We start from the raw sequence: 19,226 nt of genomic DNA, 5'->3' as shown, positions 1-19,226 counted from the left end.
GGCTGTCAAGACTTCGGGGCTGCCATTCTGTGAGCGGTCACGGTACTCTCCCTGCCATGCCCGCATCGCTGCTGCCCGGACTGCGCCGGGTCGAGATCGGCTGCCGCGATCTCGACCGTTCCCTCGACTTCTACCAAGCCCTGCTGGGTTTCCGGCCACTGCCGGACGCTCCGCGACCGGCCGACCGCAGACGGTTCCTCAGCCACGGCACCGTGGTCCTGGAGCTGGTCGAGGTCGGGGCCGACGGCAACCAAGGCGGCTGGGTGAACGACGATCTGCAGGGCGGGATCCGGCACCTCGGGATGAAGGTGGCCGGCGTCGACCGGCAGATCAAGCGGCTGGAGGACGCCGGGGTGACCGTGCTGTCACAGCCGCTCGAGGTCCTCGGCGACGTACGGATCGCGTTCTTCCTCGACCCCGATGGTGCGCGTTTGGAGTTCATCCAGGGGAATCTGAGCTATCAACGGATCTCGTCGCCGGTACTCGCCGCAGCCGAGGCTGCACAGGTCGCCGGTGTGGAGCCACGGTTCGATCATGTTGCGGTGACGGTGTCGGACCTGCCGGCCGCGCTGGACTTCTGGCGGGACCGGTTCGGGTTCGAGGTGATCGGCGAGATCAGGCATCACGGGGATCCACGGGGGTTCCTGATGACGTATCTGCAGGCCGGTCCGGCGGTGCTCGAGGTGTTCAGCTTCGACGTACCGATCGTGCCGAACGATCTGTCGGCTGCCGGTCCCGCTGTTCTGGGACCGCGCCGGTTGGTCCTCGATGCGCCGGGTAGGCAACAACTGGTCGCGCCCGATGGGGTGCCTGTCACGATGGGAGGCTCACGTTGAGCCGCATTCTGGTCACCGGGTCGAACGACGGGATCGGCGCGGAGATCGCCCGGGTCCTCGACTCGCAGGGGCACCACGTGATCCGGCACGCACGAAGTGTGGAGCGCGCCGGGGGTGCTGGGTTCGTGGTCGGTGAACTGTCGTCGTTGCAGTCGACGCGTGAGATGGCGGCCGACGTACTGCGGCTCGGGGCGCCGGAGGTCGTCGTACACAACGCAGGATGGGGTTCCAAGGACGAGAGCCGGCCTGTGACCGGGGACGGTCTGGAGCAGACGTTTCAGATCAATGCGCTGGCACCGCTGCTGCTGACAGCGTTGTTGCCGAGGCCGCGGCGGATCGTGTTCGTCAGCTCGGACTCGATCTCGCGTGGCCGGATTCGCCTCGACGATCTGCAGCACGAGCAGGAGTGGACGCAGGACGCGGCGTACGCGGACTCCAAGCTGGCGATGACCGCGCTCGCCTTCGCGCTGGCCCGGCGGTGGCCGGACGTGCTGTCGAACGCGGTCCATCCCGGTTGGGTGAGCACGAAGATGAGCGGTTACGCGGCGCCGCTGACCGTTGCCCAGGGCGCCGATACTCCCGCCTGGCTGGCGGGGTCGGACGATCCGGAAGCGCTCGTCACCGGCACGTTCTTCCAGGACCGCCAGGCGATCGAGGTCAACCCCCAGGCGTACGACGTCGACCTGCAGGACGCTCTGCTCACGCGCTGCCTCGAGCTGTGTGACGCAACGCTGTCCTAGGGCCAGGTCGGCGGTTGCACGGCGTGGGCTGCCGCGATGACCTGGTCCAGGGCGGGCGTCCGGGGGCGATCGCGATGGACGAAGATCGCTACTTGCCGTTCGACTCCCGCGTCCCTGATCGGGACCAGGCGTACGCCGGTGAGGTTCGCGGTGGTGACGGCGAGCGCGTTGGTGACCCCCGTGCCCAAGCCGTGGCGGACCAGCGAGAGCAGTGTCTGCGGTTGGTTGGTGCGGTAGACACTCTCCGGATTGAGCCCGGCCGACGCGAAGGCCAGGTGCGACTCGAACTGGCGTCCACCGGAGGTCTCCCCGATGGAGATCAGTGGCAGGTCCGCCAACTCGTCCAGTCCGACCGACTCCGCCGACGCCAACGGATGGCCTTGCTGGAACACCGCGACCAGCGGCTCCGTCCAGAGGACCTCGTGATCCAGCGACTCCGAGGCGACCAGCGGATGCACCGGGCGGATCGCCAGATCCACCTCGCCCCGGCCGAGCGCGCCCTCGAGCTCGATGCTCGGCCCCTCGACCAGATGCAGCCGAACCTCCGCGGGGAGGCGCTGCGCGACCTGCGGGAACAACCAGGCCGCAGCGCTCGGGTAGGTGCCGAACCGGACCTCTCCCCCGGCGGACGTCAGGTCGTTCAGGCGGCGGAGGATCTCTTCGGCGTGCGGTACCAGCGCGCGTCCCTCCGGGGTGAGGCGTGCCGGGTGGGCGGTGCGGTCGAAGAGCTGGACGCCGAGGGCGCGCTCCAGGTCGGCGACGTGCTCACTGATCCGGGACTGCCCGCGGAACACGGCCTTGCCGGCTGCGGAGAAGCCGCCGTGGCGGGCGACCGCGACGAAGCTCACGATCCAGTCCATCCGGAAGCCGTACGCGGCGGTGAGATCCATGCCACAAACGCTAGCGGGGAAGACGCCGACCGGCCGGGACGTTGGACGTGGTGTGCAAGAGGTCGAGGTGGTGGTGATCGGCGCCGGGCAGGCGGGACTGTCGGCTGCCTACCATCTGGTCCGGATGGGATTCACACCGTACGACGAGGTCGTCGTACTCGACCGGAATCCGGCGCCGGGTGGCGCGTGGCAGCACCGGTGGGACTCGTTGACCATGCACGACGTCCACGGGATCGCGAACCTGCCCGGGGTGCCGGTGCCACCGAGTGCATCCGATGCGCGGGCGAACGAGTTCGTGCCGGGGTATTTCGCGGACTATGAGAAGCGGTTCGGGTTGCCCGTCGTACGGCCTGTCAGCGTCGAGAGCGTGCGGAAGGTCGACGGGCTGTTCGAGGTGCGGACGTCTGGTGACACGTATCGTGCGGACGCTGTGGTGAACGCGACGGGGACGTGGAATCGGCCGTTCATTCCCTGGTATCCGGGGATCGAGAGTTTTCGCGGGCGGCAGCTGCATACGGCGGACTACCGCGGGGCGGCCGAGTTCGAGGGGCAGCATGTGCTGGTTGTTGGCGGTGGGGCGTCGGCGGTGCAGTTGCTTGCCGAGCTCTCTGAGGTCGCTTCCACCACCTGGGTCACCCGACGCCCGCCGGAGTGGCGGACTGGCGAGGACTTCAACCCGGAGTACGGCCGCAAGGTCGTGGCCAAGGTCGAGGAACGCGTCCGCGCCGGCCTCCCGCCACGAAGCGTCGTCAGCGTCACCGGCCTCCACCTCCGCCCCCAGGAGCAGGCCGCCTTCGAGCGCGGCGTCTACACCCGCCTCCCCATGTTCACCCGCATCACCCCCACCGGCGTCGAATGGACCGACGGACGACGGTTGCAGGTCGACGCGATCCTGTGGGCCACCGGCTTCCGCGCGGACCTGGCTCACCTCGCCCCGCTCCACCTCCGCGAGCCCTCCGGCGGAATCCGCATGGACGGCACCCAAACAGTCGTCGAACCCCGAGTCCACCTGGTCGGCTACGGCCCCTCAGCCAGCACCATCGGCGCCAACCGAGCCGGCTTCACCGCAGCCCGCACCCTCCGCACCCTCCTAAACCCAGCCGCCGCCTGAAGGACTCCCTCGGGCGGGGTCAGTTGGTGGGGTTGCCGAACCAGTGGGTCAGGTGGTGGTTGAGGTCCTGTTGGTTGTTGCCGATCCAGGCGACGTGGCCGTCGGGGCGTAGGAGGAGGCAGGGGACATCCAGGGCCGCGGTGGGAGCCGCGAGGTAGTCGACGCGGTCTGACCAGCCGCCGACGGTCAGGCGTTCGGTGCGGTCCAGCAGCAGGCCGCGGCCGCGATGCAGCAGGTCGTAGAGGTGGCCTTGGTTCAGTTCGAGGTCGCGTAGGCGGCGGCCGAGCAGGTCGGGGCCTTCGCCGAAGTCGTAGCGGATGCCGATCGCGGTGATCTTCTCGATCAGATAGCGGTTCACTTCGTCGAAGTCCATCAGTTCGGTGAGCAGCCTGCGCACGGCCTGCGGGCCTGGTTCGGTGGACAGCAGTTCCATCTGGGCGCGGGTGTTGTCCAGCACGTCCTCGGCGACCGGATGACGTTCGGCCTGGTAGGTGTCCAGCAATGTGTCCGGCGCCCAGCCGCGGACCTGTGCGGCCAGTTTCCAGCCGAGGTTGAAGGCGTCCTGAATGCCCAGGTTGAGGCCCTGTCCGCCGGTGGGTGGATGGATGTGCGCCGCATCGCCGGCCAGGAGTACCCGCCCGACCCGATAACGCTCGGCCAGCCGGGTCGCATCTCCGAAACGGGACAGCCACCGCGGGGAGTGCACGCCGAAATCGGTTCCGGCGATCACGCGCAACTGTTGCTGGAAGTCCTCGAGCGTGGGTTCCGCGCGATCCTCGCTGACTCCCGCGACGGGGATGACGACGCGATAGACCCCAACCCCTGCAGGCCCGAACATGAATCGCAGATCGGTCTCGCGGACTTCGCTCACCTTGGCGGCGATCTCCTCCGGCGGCACACCCACTTCCATCTCGCCCATCAGCGTCTCGTTGCGCGAGGGCTCGCCGGGGAAGCCGACGCCGAGCAGCTTCCGCACCGTACTGCGCGCGCCGTCACAACCAACGAGATAGCGCGAACGCAGCTGTTCCCCGCCGGCCAGCTCGACGGTCACACCCTCGTCATCCTGCTCGAAACCGACCAGCGCACCACCACGCCGTACCTCGGCACCCAGTGCGATCGCATGTTCTTCGAGCACACGAACGACGACCGGCTGCGGGATGCCGAGCAGATAGGCGTGCGCGGAATCCAGGCCCTCGGGCGCAGGTTTGTTGATGGCGGCGAAGAATCCGCCGGCCGGACGCCGTCTTCCGTGTTCGAGCAGGCGCTCCAGCAGCCCGCGCATGGCCATCAGCTCGAGACTGCGAATATGCAAACCGACGATGCGGACGAACGACACAGGCTCGGTGTCCTTCTCCAGAACGAGTACCCGCATGTCGTGCAGCCGCAGTTCGGCGGCCAGCATCGCGCCAGCCGGCCCACACCCGGCAATGATCACGTCGAACATGAACGACGGCTCAGCGGCGTCCTGCGGAAAGGCGGAGCACCCACCTCGATACACCGTTCATGGGTCTCACCTCCTCCAGCCGCGTCACAGTCCACCGCAAACTACAACCCCACTCACCACCCCGTCCAACCCTTTCCCGGCACCAGTCAGCGTGTTGCTGGGGTGGTGGCGGGTAGGTGGATTTGGTCGAGGGGCTTGGTGGGGGTGGGCCAGTGGGGGTGTTTGCGGACAGCTACTGGGAGGAGGGTGCCGGCGAGGAGGAAGATGGTGGCTGTTAGCAACCAGCCGGGCCAGCCCCAGGTGACGGCGATGGTGGTGAGGATGAAGGGGGCGATGAGGTCGCCGACCTGGTGGCCCATGGCGTAGGCGCCTTGGTATTGGCCTTGGGCGCCGGGCGGGGCGAGCTCGAAGCTGATGCCCCAGCCGCCGGCGGACTGCAGCATCTCGCCGAGGACGTGGACGAGGGCTGCGAGGATCAGGAGGCCGACGGTGACGGCGCCCGAGGTGACGTCGGTGAGGGCGAGGACGACGCTCGCTCCGGCCAGGAGTACGCCGGCTCGACGGCCGGCGCGTGCGGCGCCGGGGAGGTGTTCGGTGCCTCGGGCAACGCGGAGCTGGAGCAGGATCACGGCAACCGAGTTGATCACCAGCAGGACGGAGATCAGCCAGCGCGGCGCATCGGTCGCGGTCGCCACCCAGAGCGGGATCGCGATCTGCGCCATCGCGTTGTGCATGCTCAGTACGCCGTCCAGCGCGACGAAGGCGAGGAACGGACGATCCTTCAACGCGGTCAGTCCGGACGGACCGGTTGCCGGCGGCACCTTCTCGACCCTTGGCATGCCGAAGCCGACCAGAGCCGCGGTGATCACGTACGTCGCCGCGTTGGCCAGCAGTGCGGCGACGTACACCTCGCGCCGGTCAACCGCGAGCACGACGCCGGCGACGGCCATGCCGACGCCCATGCCGATGTTGGTCGTCACGCGAAGGATCGCCCGCGTCCGCACCCGCTGGTCGGCCGGAGACAGTCCCGCGATCAACGCTCCCTTCGCGCCACGTTGACCGGAGTCGGCGATCGCGGTGATCCCAGCGACAACGACGTACGGGAGGAATGAGCGGACCTGCGTCAGCGCACCCATGGTGATCGCTTGCAGGAGGAGGAAGCCGACGTACGCACGGTTCGGTCCGAGACGGTCCGCGACGACACCGAGCGGCGTACTGGCCACGAGTCCGACCAGACCGGCGATGGTGAGGCCGATGCCGACATGCCCGACGGACAGGCCGGCTGCCCGCGTGAGGTAGAGCGCGCCGACGGCGGCGTACACGCCGTTCCCGAACGTGTTGACGAGGGTCGCGCCGATCAACCGACGTACGGCAGGCGGAAGAGAAGCTGTCACCCCCTCACCCAACTATCCCCCACGCCATCCGGTCGTTGGATTGACAGATCCCGTCAATGCATCAGCCACCGAAGCATTCCTGTGCGGCGGTCCGTCGAATCAGGCGCCGGATCCTGCGGAGCCGTCCGGGCGTTGACCTTGGCCGTGTTCCGGTCGTTCCCCGACTTCCCGCCGTACGGCGGCGAGTTCGAGGACCTGATGCCCCACCTGACCGTGGCAAGAGACGGCACACCAGCCGAGATGAGAGCTGTGGAACGCGAGGTACGTGAGCACGTCCCGATCTCCATGCTGATCACCGACGTCCAACTCATGTGCGGCTCAAACGCCCTCACCGCATGATGAGGTTGAGGAGGTCTGTGCCCAGGTGGTTGAGGGTGGCTTCGTTCAGGCGGTAGGCGACGAAGCGGCCCTGGCGTTCGGCGGTGACCAGGCCGACTCGGGTGAGGGCTCGGAGGTGGCGGGTCACCTGGGTCGGGTGGAGGCCCCACAACGCAGCGATCTCGCCGGCCGTGCGTGGTTCGCTGGCGACGGCTCGGCAGACCTGGAGGCGGTCGGGGGCGGCGAGTGCTTCCAGGCGACCGAGCATCTGTTGGGCTGTGGGCACGGCGGCCCCAGCCCCAGCCACCGGATAGATGACCGTCAGCGGCTCCCCAGGGATCTCCCCCAGGAACAGATGCGGTGCGATGTAGTTGCTAGGGACAAGCAACAGCGACCGCTCCGACAGATCGATCCGCTTGCTCTGCACCTTCTGCACCACCGCGCTGTCCGCGTCGCGCACCAACACCGAACCATCCAAGGACCGCACCATCGCCAGTACGCCGTCCCGCACCGCGAGGTCCCGGTCCTGCCGCCCACGGGCCGCCAGCGCCTCCCGCGACTCCTCCCACACCGCAGCGAACCACTCCGCCCAACAAGCATCCAGCAGGTCGAGGAAACGCCGTACAGGCTCCTCCGGATCACTTAACAACGAGTCAACCAACTCAGCGACCGCACGACCCCGGCTGCGCGCCCAGTGGCGTACGGCGTCCGTGTCGGTGGTCCGACTGCTCAGCGGACGGCCCCGCAACGGCCGCACCAAGTCAGCCGCGAGCTCTTCCGGCGCGCGAGCCCGCAGTGCCGCCAGCTCGTCCTGCCACGACGGCATCCCGGTCGCACTGCACGTCGCGAAGAACCGCGCCCGGACCGCCCGCACGGTCCACGCCCACTGCGCCAACTCAGACCGCAGTACGTCGGGCAGTCGTACGGCGGCCGCCCACTCGACGCGGTCGTGGTGGGCGGGCTCGGCCAGCACGTGGAGGGCGCAGCCGAGCTCGATCAGGGGTGAGGCGACGTGGCGGATCCGCTCAGGGTCGAGACGGCTCAGGCCGGCGAGAACGGTGGGCACCTAGCAGCTCACCAAGGAACTAGTCCTTCAGCTTGAACTGCAGCTCGGTGTCCCAGTCCGCCATGTTCGGGACCTCGCGCGGGTCGGACTTGTAAATCTCGAGCCGCGCGGTCCACCGATCGCCGTCGGCGTCCCACTCGAGGCCCTTCTCGTCCGCCCAGGCCAGCAGGTCGCGGGTGGCGTCGACCAGACCGTCCGGGTGGCCGTGGTACGTCGTGCTGGCGTAGCGCCCGGCCGGGAGTACGCCGGTGACGATCTCGCCCTCACCGCTGTGCAGATCGTCGACCGGGAACCCGATCTCCAGGCCCAGGCCGGCTTCCATATCCACCACGTCGTACTTGAAGAACGGTGCGTCGTTCGGCGCGATCTCCCGGGCGGCGAGCCAGTCGATCACCTCGCGCATCCGGTCCGCGAACGCACTGATCTCGTTCATGGCGACCTTGCCCCGCAGCGCGACGTACGGCCGCTCCCCCAACTCCACGATGTCCGGCATTCCACAGTCCTCCCGGCTCGGCAACGCGATGTCAGAGTCAACCTAACGCCTGCTGGATCGCGGCGGTGTTCTGGTACTCGCGCCACCCGGCAATCTTCCCGTCCCGCACCCGCAGTACGCCGATGAACCGAGCGGCACCCCGTTCCCCGGTGGCGGTGGTCTCCCCGGCCAGCTCATACTCGATCACCGCGACCTCCGGATCGAGCGTCTCGTGCAAGGCCAGCGTCGTGAACCGGTCGAACCGCACCGGGAACCCGGCCCGCGCCGGTCCCGCGAACGCGAGCCACTCCTCCCGCCCGTCCCACTGCATCGGCCCGCCTGGCGCGAACGGCACCTCCATCACCACGTCGTCGGCCAGCAGGTCGTCCATGGCGCCCGGATCGCCCAACCACCCTTGGCCCATCCGCTCGATCACCGCGCGAAGTTCCGACATGAGCATCCTCCAGAAGGTGAGTCATCACTCAGATTAGGTCGACTATAGTGAGTGTGCACTCAGGTTTCTAGTCGTGGAGGTTGGATGGCGCGGGCCGATGCGCGGAGGAACCGGATGGCGATCCTGGCCGCCGCGACCGAGGCGTTCGCCGAGCACGGGCCGAAGGCGACCACCGAGCAGGTCGCGATCCGGGCCGGCGTCGCGGTCGGCACGGTGTTCCGCCACTTCCCGACCAAGGACGCGTTGCTGGTCGCGATCATGAAGGAGTCGCTCCAGCGACTGACGGAACTCGCGGCCGAGTCCACCCTGTTCGAGTTCCTGACCGCGGTCGTCGACGAAGCGGTGCGGACCCGGACCGTCGTCGCCGCGCTCGCCGGCCCGGAACTCGACATCGGCGACGCTTTGCGCGGGCTGACCGACGAGATCGCACGGCTGCTCGAGCAGGCGAAGGACGCGGGCGACGTACGGGCGGCTGTCCGGGCGGACGAGGTGATGGCTTTGCTGACAGCAACCACACAGGCCGCACAGCACAGCACGTGGTCGACAGACCTCCAAGAGCGGACGCTGGCGATCATCTTCAGAGGTCTTGCCTAGGCCGACCCCGCAGCCGTCTACTGAGACTGGGGGGTGCCGCTAATGAAGCGGATCAGATTCAAGGTGGCCGCCGCGGCGGTTGCCGTACTACTACTACTAGGCCCGTCAGCGCCGGCCATGGCCGAGCCCACGACGCCGCTCACCTATGGCGCCGGTACGACGGCCACCCGGTACACCGGACTCGCATTCGACACCTGTACGGCGCCGACCGTCGCGCAGATGACCGCCTGGAAAGGATCGCCGTACAAGGCGATCGGGATCTACGTCGGCGGGGTGAACCGGAGCTGTGCACAGCCGCAGCTCACCCAAAGCTGGGTCGGCAGTGTGACCCGGATCGGCTGGCGCCTCATCCCGATCTACCTCGGCTACCAGGCCCCCTGCACGTTCCGCCCGAACGCGGTGAAGATCACCCCGGCGTCCGCGGCCGCACAGGGAACTCTCCTGGCGGGAGACGCAGTGACCAAGGCCAGAGCGATCGGGCTACTGGCGGGCAGCGCGATCTACGCCGACATGGAGCACTACAACACCGCCGATGCGACCTGCCGGGCCACAGTGCTGCGGTTCCTGTCGTCGTGGACGAAGGAACTGCACCGCCGTGGCTTCCTCTCCGGCGTCTACGCACACCAGGACTCCGGTGCCCGACACCTGGCCGAGGTCTACAACTCGACGGCGTACGCGCGGCCGGACGCCGTCTGGATCGCCCGCTGGGACGGCAGCTCGTCACTGACCGGCTGGCCGCTGATCTCCAACCGCTACTGGCTGATCGGGCAGCGAGCCAAGCAGTACCGGGGCGATCACACCGAGACGTACGGCGGTGTCACCCTCAACATCGACAACGACAGCTTCGACGCACCGGTCGCCTCGGTCTGGTACTCCTACACGGTCCGTACGACCATCCACACCTACAGCGGCCCAGGGACCTCCTATCCAATCAGGGGGACGATCCCCCTGAACTCGGGCGTGCGGATCGTCTGCCAGACGTTCGGTCCGAAGATCGGCGTCACCACGGTCTGGGACAAGCTGATCGACGGGACCTACATCACCGACTACTACGCCAGGACACCGACCAAGCCCGGCTACAGCGCACCGATTCCCGGCTGCAGCAACCCGTTCCAGACGACCGTCGACAACCTGAGCCGCCGGCACGGCCCGGGAACGTCGTACACCACGTACCCAGGCCTGCTGCCGATCGGGTCGCTGGCGTGGATCACCTGCCAGCGCCCCGGCTCCAAGGTCGGTACGACGTCGGTGTGGAACCGGCTGAGCGACGGCTCCTACGTCACCGACTACTACGTCGCCACGACGAGCAACACCACCTACTCGACACCGCTGCGGCGGTGCTGACTCACTGTGCCCACGGCGGCTGGATCGTCGTACCGTCGGCCATCGTGCCGGTGAAGCCGGCGGTGATGGCGACGTGCAACTCGGCGATGTCCTCGCCGAGGTTGGTCAGCGAGATCGGCTCGCCGGCCGGTACGACGACCGCGTCGCCGGCCGCGAGCTTCTCGCCGTCCGGGGTGACCTGGACAGTGCCGCTGAGCACCATGAACACCTCGTCGCGGTCGATGGTGTGCGGCGCATCGCCGCGCACTCCGGGATCGACCGTCAGCTTCCACGTGCACAGACCGGCCGACCCACGGCTCGGCGCGGCCAGTCCGGCGAACTCGACCCCGGGCAACCGGAACCGCGGCGCCTCGGCGGCACGAATGACCTGCATCGCTTCCCCCAATCACAGATAGTCAAGCCAACTTGACCAAGTCGGCTTGACTATCATGGCGCTCATGACGCGTTCGGGCAAGCCTGATTTCGGGATTCTGCTGGTGCTGGCGGACCAGGAGTTCGTCGGCGCACTGCGGGCAGCGACGGCTGAGCAAGGGTTCGACGACCAGGGCCGGTCGGACGGTTTCGTCCTGCGCACGCTCGGCGCCGGGCTGACGACGATCAGCGGGCTGGCGGCGCGGCTGGAGATCACCAAGCAGGGCGCCAGCCAGATTGCCGACGACATGGAGCGGCGTGGTTACATCGAGCGCCGCACGGACCCGTCCGACGCGCGGGCCCGCCTGCTGCACCTCACCGACCGAGGCGAGGCCGCGCTGCAGGCGGCCCGGAAGTTCCACCAGTCCTACGAACGCAAGCTCCGCCGCAGATTCGGCGACGACGCCATCGACACAGTGCGCGGCGTACTGACCGAGATGGCCGGCGAGGCCCAGGTCAGTGCGCCGCACTTCAGAGCACTGATGTTCTAGACGAAGTACTGGGGGAACATGTCGGTCGTGGGCCAGGTCTTGACGCCGTTGGCTGCGGTCCACAGGGCCGCGTCGATGTCGTCGTACGACTTGCCGCTCGGGTCGTCGCGACGGTTGAAGACCGCAGCCCAGCTCAGCCCGTTGTAGGTCCGGACCACGATGCTGGTTGTGCCCGGCAGACTGCCGGTGTGCCACGTGTTGCGGCCGGTGCCTCCGCTGGTAGTCGGACGCACCTGCCAGCCGAGACCGTAGTACCAGCCGTCCTTGATGCCGATCTCGGGCTTGGCCCAGACATGGCCGAGCGAGGTGCTGTTCAGCACGCTCGACGACGCGTCGAACATCTTCGCCCACCGGACCAGGTCGGGAGCCGATGCGATCCAGCCGCCGTTGGCGTCGTGGATGCCCATGCTGAAGGTGCCGTACGGCGACGGCACCGTCGTACCGGAGGTGTTCAACACAGTCTTACCGGTGTACTGCGACTCGTACGGCACCTCACCGGTGTGCTTGGCGATGCTCCAGCCGAGCGCCATCCGCTTGATCTTCAACGGGGTCAGCAGCTTCTGTTGCACGTAGTCGGCGTACTTCATGCCGCTGACCTTCTCGACCACCCGGCCGGCCAGCAGATAGCCGAAGTTCGAGTACGCGTACCTGCTGCCCGGGGCGAAGTCGACCTTCTGCCCGGCCATGTACTTGATCACGTCGGCGTGGTCGAGCTCCATCGGTACGCCGAGCGCCTTGGAGATCACCGCGTCCTTGAACTCCGGATCACCGGAGACGTCGCGGTCGAAGCCGCCGGTGTGCTGCAGCAGCCGCCACAGCGTCATCGACGACCAGCGCGCGTCCCGGGTCTGACCGGCCGGCGGGGTGATGTCGAGGATCTTGGTGACCGGCGTGGACAGGCTCAGCTTGCCGTCCTGGACCAGTCTCAGGATCGCGGCCGCCGTGATCGACTTCGACAGACTGGCGATCCGGAACAGTGAGGTGGGCTGGACGGTCAGCGCGGTCGACGTGCTGTAGCCGCGGGCAAGGACCAGGCGGCCCTTGTACGTCACCGCAAGCTGACCGCCGGTCACGCCGCGGGCCTGCATGAAGGTCTTCATCTGGTTGTCGAAGCCGGCCAGCGCCGACACCGCGGTGCCGGTGGTCTTCCAGGTCGCGGCGGCATCGGCCGAACGACTCAGGGCCGTCCCGGCTCCGGTGCCGACGGCGGCGACCGCACCGGTTGCGAGCGCAAGCTTGCCGAGATTCCGGCGCGTCAACTCCACGAACGTGTTCTCCTTCGGGTGTTCAAGGCAGGTGTGTAGGGCCTGAGGAGTCTTTCACCGCAAAGGTTCTTCTCTAGGACTCGTCGACCATGGAGGCGTACGAGATGACGCCGCGGCGGATCTCGTCGACGACGGCCCGCGCCGTACTGCGCAACGGCGTCGGGCCGGCCGCGTCCGCGACCTGCTCGGTCAGGTCGATCAGTTGCTTCACCCAACGAACGAAGTCGCCCGCGGCCAGGTCGGACTCGTACAGCACCTCGGCCAGCGAGGCACCGGACGCCCACCGGAACGCCGGCCAGCAGAACCCGAGGTCCATCGACCGCAGGAAGTCGACCCGCATGTCCCGCTCCAGCGCGGACAGGTCCCGCCAGATCGACCCCATCCGCTCCAGTGCGAGCCGTACGTCGCCGCGCGGCAACCGTGGCGAGGTCGGCTCGTCCTTCGACCGCGCCTCGTACACGAGTGCGGCCAGACACGCGGCCAGCTCCGGGACGGTCAGGTCGTCGAACACTCCTTGCCGAAGGCACTCAGCGGCGACCAGGTCGAGCTCGGTGTAGATCCGGGCCAGCCGGTCACCGGCCTCGGTGGTCTTGTCGCCGTCCAGGTAGTGCAACGCGTCCAGCACCTGGCAGACCCGGTCGAACTGGCGGGCGATGGTGTTCGTCCGCTGCTCGATCTTGCGCTGGACGTCACGGTTCTCCCGGTCGAGCCGGAAGTACCGCTCGGCCCAGCGGGCGTGGTCCTCCCGGTCCGAGCACCCGTGGCACGGATGTGCGCGCAACTGCGCCCGCATCTCCTGCAGCTCCGGATCGTCGGCGTGACTGACCACATCCCGGCCGCGGGCGCGCGACGGCGGGCCGTCCTCTCCGAGCATGTCGGAGCGGGTGCGCAGTACCTGCGCCAGCTCGCGCCGCTGCTGCGGGTTGCGCGGGTTGAACTTCTTCGGGATCCGCAGGCTGCCGATCGCCTCGACCGGGGTCGGGAAGTCGATCATGGACAGCTTGCGGACCTGCCGGTCCAGCGTCAGCACGGTCGGCCGCGGGCCTTCGCGCTCGGATCGCATGCCCGGGTCGAGCACCAGCGCCCAGCCCGCACTCCGGCCGGCCGGGATCCGGATGATGTCGCCGATCCGCAGCTTCTCGATCGACTCCTGCGCCTCGACCCGGCGGTCCAGCTTGCGCCGCTTGGATCCGGAGGCCTCACGCTCACCGATCCGCCGGCGCAGGTCGGCGTACTCGAGGAAGTCGCCGAGGTGGCAGTCGATCGACTCCTTGTACCCCTCCAGCGCCTCGGTGTTGCGCTGGACCTGGCGAGCCAGACCGACGACAGCCTGGTCGGACTGGAACTGCGCGAACGACAGCTCGAGCATGTCGCGTGCCCGCGTCCGCCCGACCTGGCGGACCAGGTTCACCGCCATGTTGTACGACGGGGAGAACGACGAACGGAGCGGATACGTACGGGTCGAGGCCAGACCGGCGACCGCGCGCGGATCGAACCCGGGCTGCCACAGGACGACCGCATGACCCTCGACGTCGATGCCACGACGGCCGGCGCGACCGGTGAGCTGCGTGTACTCCCCCGGCGTGATGTCGACGTGCGCCTCGCCGTTCCACTTGCTCAACTTCTCCAGTACGACGGTGCGCGCCGGCATGTTGATGCCCAGGGCAAGCGTCTCGGTGGCGAACACGACCTTGATCAGGCCGCGCGCGAACAGCTCCTCGACGACCTCCTTGAACGCCGCCAGCATGCCCGCGTGGTGCGCCGCGATGCCGCGGCTCAGCGCCTCGGAGAAGTCGTGGTACCCGAGCACGCCGAGGTCCTCGTCCGGCAGGTCCGCGGTCCGCTCGGCCAGCACCCGCTTGATCTCGTCCCGTTCGCTCGGCTTGGTCAGCCGCAGGCCGGACCGCAGGCACTGCAGCATCGCGTCCTCGCAGCCCTTGCGGGAGAAGATGAAGTAGATCGCCGGCAGCAATGCGCCCGCGTCCAGTTCCTCGACCACATCCGACCGGTACGGCGTGAAGTGCGTCCGAGTCGGCCTGCCCTTCGGGAGATCCCGGCGCCGACGGGGTTTGCGCGAGTCGTCACGAAAGATCCGGTTGTCGTCCCGCGCGATCCGGACCAACTGCGGGTTGACCAGGTCCTTGATGTCGACCTGGTTGGCTTTCGCAGGGTTGCCGGACTTCGCCGGCTTGGGCGCACCGACGCGCGCGGTCGGTGCCTCACCGGCGAACAGGTCGTGCAGCCGCTTGCCCACCATCACGTGCTGGAACAGCGGCACCGGCCGCTTCTCCTCCAGCACGACGACGGTGTTGCCGCGGACGGTCTCCAGCCAGTCGCCGAACTCCTCCGCGTTGCTCACGGTGGCGGACAACGACACCACCGAGACCGAGTCCGGCAGGTGGATCAGCACCTCTTCCCACACCGCGCCCCGAGCCCGGTCGGCCAGGTAGTGCACCTCGTCCATCACCACGTACGACAGTCCGAGCAGGGTGGTCGAGGCGGCGTACAGCATGTTGCGCAGGACCTCGGTCGTCATCACGACGATCGGCGCCTCGGAGTTGATCGAGTTGTCGCCGGTGAGCAGGCCGACCTTGTCGGAGCCGTAGCGGCTGACAAGGTCGGCGTACTTCTGGTTGCTCAGCGCCTTGATCGGGGTGGTGTAGAAGCACTTCTGCCCGCGCTGCAGGGCCAGGTGGACGGCGAACTCTCCGACCAGCGTCTTCCCGGAGCCGGTGGGGGCGGCCACCAGCACCTGGTGACCGTCCTCGAGGGCGGCACAGGCCCGCAACTGGAACTCGTCCAGCGCGAAGTCGTAGAGCGCCCTGAACTCCTTCACCGAAGGATGCTCCTGGTCCGAGCGGAAGACGGCGTACTTCTCGGACGGGGTGCTCATGCCAACAGGCTATGCGACAGCACCTACAGGAAGTCGCAGGCCCAGGAAGGCGGCGGCGCGGTCGAGGGCCTCGTCGGCCTCGTCCATGACGCCGACCATGTACTGGAAGACGTGCGGAGCGCCGGCCACGACGTCCAGGCTGACGTCCACGTCGTACCGAGCGGCCCGGGTGGCCAGCCTGAGGGCGTCGTCGAGCACGACTTCGGCCGAGCCGACCTGGATCAACAGCGGCGGCAGGCCGGTCAGGTCCGCGAACAACGGGCTGCCCAGCTCGTCGCGAGCATCGTGTCCGGCAAGGTAGTGAGCGGCGTACTCCGCGATGTGGTCGCGACTGAACAGCGGGTCGAAGTCACCCCGCGTGTCCATGCTCTCGCCGGACAACGTGAGGTCGACCAGGGGCGAGAACACGACGGCAGCCGCCGGCAGCGGCAGTCCCTCCCGGCGAGCCGCCAGAATCGTCGCGAGCACCAGCCCACCGCCGGCGGACTCTCCCGCGAGCGCGATCGGCCGACCACCCGCCAGCAGCTCCTTGTACGCCGCCAGCGCGTCCTCGACCGCCGCCGGGAACGGATCTTCCGGCGCGCGCCGGTAGTCCAGCGACACCGCCGGTACGCCGGTGCGCCGGGCGAGCGGGGCCGCGAGGTTCGCTCCGGTCCGCGCGGAGCCGACGACGTACCCGCCGCCGTGCAGGTAGAGGATCAGCCCGTCGCCGTCCGCCCCTGCCACCTGGACGTCCAGAGCGGGCACGCCTGCGATCGATCGCGGCGTGAGGGTGACGTCGTCACCGAGCGGGCGCTCGGCGAACAGCGCGTCGTAGGCCGCGCGCTCGGCGTCGGCCGTCCGGCCGAGCTCGCCCTTGCTCATCATGGACCGCGCCGCAGCGCGTTGTTCCTGGCTCATGGTCAGTCTCCACTGGTGATAGATTCCAAGGAATACAGTTCCTGATAACTACATTCCAAGGAACCTAATTCCCATGAATCAGAGCGTTGGCTGTGACTGATCTCACACAGCTTTTCACGGACCTGGTCCGGTTGGAGACGCGGCTCTACAACGTGCTCGATGCCCGACTGAAGGCGGAGCACGACCTTCCGCTCGGCCAGTTCGAGTTCCTGCGGGTGATCCAGGCCCGCGGGACCGCGCGCGTCTTCGATCTGGCGCACGACATCGCCATCACGGTCGGCGCCACCAGCAAGGCCGTCGACCGGATCGAGGCCGCCGGCCGCTGCCGCCGGATCGCGAACCCGGGCGACCGCCGCTCCTCCCTGGTCGAGATCACCCCTGCCGGCGCCGAGATCCTCGCCGCGGCGACGCCTACGGTCGAGGCCGAGCTGAACACCTGGCTCGGCTCGGTGCTGCCGGCCGAGAACCTCGAACAGCTCGCCGCGATGCTCTCGATGCTGCGCCAACGCGCCGAGATCGACCCGCGCACCAACGGCGCTGAGCCCAAGCCGGCGCCCGAGCTCTAGGCGGCATCTCGCGCCGGAAGTATCGTTGCCGGGAGCAACGTCACCGCGGTGAAGGCGAGCACCCACCAGAACGTGTCCGCGAACGCCGCGGCGGGATCGCCGGCGTGCTGACCGAGACGCGACTGCAGGATCGCAGTCACCACGGCGGCCCCGGCCGAGGCGCCGAGGGTCGTCACCGTGGTGATGAGGCTCGTCGCACCGGGGATGGCCGCGGGATCCAGGCCGTGATACGCCGCGACCGACACCGGCACGGTGGCCGCGGCGATCCCCATCCCCCAGACCAGCAAGGCGATCGCGAGGACGACGAACGAACTCGTGTCCGTCACCTGCGTGAAGGCGACCGTCGCAACGACGGTGATTCCGACTCCGACGAGAGCCACGGGCCGGGCGCCTACGCGGTCGGTCAACCTGCCGACGTACGGCAGGGCAAGCACCGTGCCCAGACTCTGCGGCGCGAGCAGCAGACCGGCCTCCAGTGCACTGTGACCACGAACCTGCTGGAGATACAGCGGCATCAGGAGCATCGCGCCGAACACCGAGAAGCGGGACAGGAAGTTCAGCACCGTCGCCACTGTCACCGGACGGTGACGGAACAGTCGCAGGTCAAGCAGAGGGATCGTCGTTCGCAGCGCATGCACCGCGAACGCCGCGAGCAGCAGCAGACCACCGATCGCCGACGGCCACGTCGCCGTACCGCTCAGGGACAGGACGAGGAGTGCGATCGCCGGTGAGACGAGCGCCAGCCCGACCAGGTCGAGCCCGGCTGAGCGACGTACGGCGTCGGACGGGACGGTTCTCCAGGCGAGTGCGATCGCGGTCAGTCCGATCGGCAGGTTGATGAGGAAGATCCACTGCCAGCCGATCGTGTCCACCACCAGGCCACCGAGCAGTGGACCGGCGATCGGCGCGAGTTGGGCGGGAATCGCGACCAGGCTCATCACCCGGCCACGGCGGTCGGGACCGGCGGCCTTGGCGAGGATCATCATCGTGAGCGGGACGATCATGCCGCCACCGAGCCCTTGCAGGACGCGGAACGCGATCAGGCTGCCCGCCGACCAGGCCGTGGCACACAGCGCCGAGCCGGCACAGAAGACCGCCAGGGCGGTCAGCCACATCGTCCGGGAACCGAACCGCTCCACCAGCCGGCCGGTCGTCGGAATCGTGATCGCGATCGACAGCAGGTACGCGGCGCTGACCCATTGAACGGTGACCACGGACGCGCCGAAACCGGCCGCGATCCGGGACAGCGCGACGGTCACCATCGTCATGTCGAGCAGCGGGGTGAGGGCTCCGACCATCACCACGCCGCCGAGTTTCAGAATCGATCGATCCAGGGCGACTTCGGTCATTCCCAGCACACTACACCGTGCAGTGTAGTAGCGCTACACTGCACGGTGTAGTCGATCGGGAGGAGCACCCGCGGTGGTCAGGGAAGGGTCGCCGGCCAAACGGGCCGCGATCGTGCGCGCGGCGTTGAAGGTCTTCCTCGCCGAGGGCTACGCCCGCGCCGGCGTCGACGCCATCGCGGCCGAGGCCGGTGTCTCCAAGCGCACGATCTACGACTACTACGGCGACAAGGAGCGGCTGTTCCTGGCGGCGATCGCGGAGACGCGCGCGGGCCACGAGCAGGGCTTCGAGGCACTGCTGCAGGAGACCATCGACGACGTCACCGACCTCGAGGATGCGCTCTTCCGCTTCGGGCGGGTGTTCGCGACCGAGGTGGCGAAGTCGGCCGAGCGGACCGAGATCCTGCGGCTGATGATCGCCGAGGCGGCCCACTTCCCCCGGTTACTGGCGGACCGGCCGACCAGGACCGCCCTGGCCGACCGGCTCGAGGCACTGCACCGGCGCGGCCTGCTCGACGTACCGGATCCGGTCGAAGCGGCCGAGTTCCTCGGCGTGCTCGTCACCGGACCCGTCCAGAACCGGAGCTGGTACGGCGCAGTCCCCCTTGATCAGGACGAGATCGATCACCTGGTGCGCAGCGGAGTACGGATCTTCCTGGCTGCCTACGGCAGATGACCGCCGCCCGACCGC

Annotated in this window: 20 protein-coding genes; 9 read left to right on the top strand and 11 right to left on the bottom strand. The window is 68.4% G+C overall.

Going from position 1 to position 19,226, the window contains the following annotated elements:
- Positions 1-56 precede the first annotated feature (56 nt).
- Both E0H75_RS42060 and E0H75_RS42055 read left to right on the top strand, forming a co-directional pair.
- The gene (locus E0H75_RS42060) at positions 57-836 is read left to right on the top strand and encodes a VOC family protein (RefSeq protein WP_131519327.1); all 780 of its coding nucleotides are present in this window, start codon (positions 57-59) and stop codon (positions 834-836) included.
- On the top strand, positions 833-1,576 hold the full coding sequence (locus tag E0H75_RS42055; protein WP_131519326.1) for an SDR family NAD(P)-dependent oxidoreductase: 744 nt from the start codon (positions 833-835) through the stop codon (positions 1,574-1,576). The genes E0H75_RS42060 and E0H75_RS42055 overlap by 4 nt, the downstream gene beginning before the upstream one ends.
- On the opposite strand, the gene E0H75_RS42050 is transcribed toward E0H75_RS42055, so the two are convergent.
- Positions 1,573-2,466 (bottom strand): LysR family transcriptional regulator, encoded by an 894-nt coding sequence (locus tag E0H75_RS42050; protein WP_131519325.1) that lies wholly within the window; start codon positions 2,464-2,466, stop codon positions 1,573-1,575. The genes E0H75_RS42055 and E0H75_RS42050 overlap by 4 nt on opposite strands.
- On the opposite strand from E0H75_RS42050, the gene E0H75_RS42045 reads away from it, so the two are divergent.
- Positions 2,465-3,577 carry an FAD-dependent oxidoreductase gene (locus E0H75_RS42045; protein ID WP_131519324.1) on the top strand — a complete coding sequence of 371 codons (1,113 nt, stop codon included), beginning with the start codon at positions 2,465-2,467 and terminating at the stop codon, positions 3,575-3,577. The genes E0H75_RS42050 and E0H75_RS42045 overlap by 2 nt on opposite strands.
- Before the next feature lie 19 nt (positions 3,578-3,596).
- On the opposite strand, the gene rox is transcribed toward E0H75_RS42045, so the two are convergent.
- Together rox and E0H75_RS42035 are read right to left on the bottom strand one after the other, a co-directional pair.
- Positions 3,597-5,075, bottom strand: a complete 1,479-nt coding sequence (gene rox, locus E0H75_RS42040; protein WP_238163593.1) for a rifampin monooxygenase — start codon at positions 5,073-5,075, stop codon at positions 3,597-3,599.
- A 92-nt stretch (positions 5,076-5,167) separates the two neighbouring features.
- Positions 5,168-6,415, bottom strand: coding sequence for an MFS transporter (locus E0H75_RS42035; protein WP_131519323.1), 1,248 nt, complete (start codon positions 6,413-6,415; stop codon positions 5,168-5,170).
- 132 nt (positions 6,416-6,547) lie between these two features.
- On the opposite strand from E0H75_RS42035, the gene E0H75_RS42030 reads away from it, so the two are divergent.
- Positions 6,548-6,754, top strand: coding sequence for a 2'-5' RNA ligase family protein (locus E0H75_RS42030; protein ID WP_131519322.1), 207 nt, complete (start codon positions 6,548-6,550; stop codon positions 6,752-6,754).
- Here E0H75_RS42030 and E0H75_RS42025 read toward each other — a convergent pair.
- From E0H75_RS42025 to E0H75_RS42015, 3 genes are read right to left on the bottom strand one after another with little or no spacing between them, the layout of a single operon-like run.
- Positions 6,744-7,799 (bottom strand): ArsR/SmtB family transcription factor, encoded by a 1,056-nt coding sequence (locus E0H75_RS42025; RefSeq protein WP_131519321.1) that lies wholly within the window; start codon positions 7,797-7,799, stop codon positions 6,744-6,746. The two genes, E0H75_RS42030 and E0H75_RS42025, sit on opposite strands and share 11 nt — an antisense overlap.
- Before the next feature lie 19 nt (positions 7,800-7,818).
- Positions 7,819-8,292: a GyrI-like domain-containing protein gene (locus E0H75_RS42020; RefSeq protein ID WP_131519320.1), complete on the bottom strand. Its 474-nt coding sequence runs from the start codon at positions 8,290-8,292 to the stop codon at positions 7,819-7,821.
- A gap of 37 nt (positions 8,293-8,329) precedes the next feature.
- Positions 8,330-8,725 (bottom strand): nuclear transport factor 2 family protein, encoded by a 396-nt coding sequence (locus tag E0H75_RS42015; protein ID WP_131519319.1) that lies wholly within the window; start codon positions 8,723-8,725, stop codon positions 8,330-8,332.
- Between the two features lie 84 nt (positions 8,726-8,809).
- Here E0H75_RS42015 and E0H75_RS42010 point away from each other — a divergent pair, with 84 nt between their 5' ends.
- Positions 8,810-9,319 (top strand): helix-turn-helix domain-containing protein, encoded by a 510-nt coding sequence (locus E0H75_RS42010; RefSeq protein ID WP_131519318.1) that lies wholly within the window; start codon positions 8,810-8,812, stop codon positions 9,317-9,319.
- Between the two features lie 42 nt (positions 9,320-9,361).
- Complete coding sequence (locus E0H75_RS42005; RefSeq protein WP_131519317.1) at positions 9,362-10,663, top strand: glycoside hydrolase domain-containing protein; 1,302 nt, start codon at positions 9,362-9,364, stop codon at positions 10,661-10,663.
- Between the two features lies 1 nt (position 10,664).
- Here the strand turns inward: E0H75_RS42005 and E0H75_RS42000 are convergent, their stop codons facing one another.
- On the bottom strand, positions 10,665-11,036 hold the full coding sequence (locus E0H75_RS42000) for a cupin domain-containing protein (protein ID WP_131519316.1): 372 nt from the start codon (positions 11,034-11,036) through the stop codon (positions 10,665-10,667).
- Between the two features lie 64 nt (positions 11,037-11,100).
- On the opposite strand from E0H75_RS42000, the gene E0H75_RS41995 reads away from it, so the two are divergent.
- Positions 11,101-11,565 (top strand): MarR family winged helix-turn-helix transcriptional regulator, encoded by a 465-nt coding sequence (locus tag E0H75_RS41995; protein WP_131519315.1) that lies wholly within the window; start codon positions 11,101-11,103, stop codon positions 11,563-11,565.
- On the opposite strand, the gene E0H75_RS41990 is transcribed toward E0H75_RS41995, so the two are convergent.
- The 3 genes from E0H75_RS41990 to E0H75_RS41980 form a co-directional block, all read right to left on the bottom strand.
- A complete protein-coding gene (locus E0H75_RS41990) occupies positions 11,562-12,830 on the bottom strand; it encodes a serine hydrolase domain-containing protein (RefSeq protein ID WP_202873450.1) in 1,269 nt (422 codons plus the stop codon). The genes E0H75_RS41995 and E0H75_RS41990 overlap by 4 nt on opposite strands.
- A 73-nt stretch (positions 12,831-12,903) precedes the next feature.
- Positions 12,904-15,723, bottom strand: coding sequence for a DEAD/DEAH box helicase (locus E0H75_RS41985; RefSeq protein ID WP_131519314.1), 2,820 nt, complete (start codon positions 15,721-15,723; stop codon positions 12,904-12,906).
- A 9-nt stretch (positions 15,724-15,732) separates the two neighbouring features.
- Complete coding sequence (locus E0H75_RS41980; protein WP_131519313.1) at positions 15,733-16,623, bottom strand: alpha/beta hydrolase; 891 nt, start codon at positions 16,621-16,623, stop codon at positions 15,733-15,735.
- Positions 16,624-16,715: 92 nt separating this feature from the next.
- On the opposite strand from E0H75_RS41980, the gene E0H75_RS41975 reads away from it, so the two are divergent.
- Positions 16,716-17,189: a MarR family winged helix-turn-helix transcriptional regulator gene (locus E0H75_RS41975; RefSeq protein WP_202873449.1), complete on the top strand. Its 474-nt coding sequence runs from the start codon at positions 16,716-16,718 to the stop codon at positions 17,187-17,189.
- Here the strand turns inward: E0H75_RS41975 and E0H75_RS41970 are convergent.
- Positions 17,186-18,538, bottom strand: a complete 1,353-nt coding sequence (locus tag E0H75_RS41970) for a DHA2 family efflux MFS transporter permease subunit (RefSeq protein WP_131519311.1) — start codon at positions 18,536-18,538, stop codon at positions 17,186-17,188. The genes E0H75_RS41975 and E0H75_RS41970 overlap by 4 nt on opposite strands.
- A gap of 73 nt (positions 18,539-18,611) precedes the next feature.
- On the opposite strand from E0H75_RS41970, the gene E0H75_RS41965 reads away from it, so the two are divergent.
- Positions 18,612-19,211 (top strand): TetR/AcrR family transcriptional regulator, encoded by a 600-nt coding sequence (locus E0H75_RS41965; protein ID WP_131519310.1) that lies wholly within the window; start codon positions 18,612-18,614, stop codon positions 19,209-19,211.
- Positions 19,212-19,226 lie beyond the last annotated feature (15 nt).

This window comes from Kribbella capetownensis (genome assembly GCF_004331485.1).
In the GTDB taxonomy this organism is placed as follows: Bacteria; Actinomycetota; Actinomycetes; order Propionibacteriales; family Kribbellaceae; genus Kribbella; species Kribbella capetownensis.
This window is presented reverse-complemented; position numbering and strand designations above follow the sequence as displayed.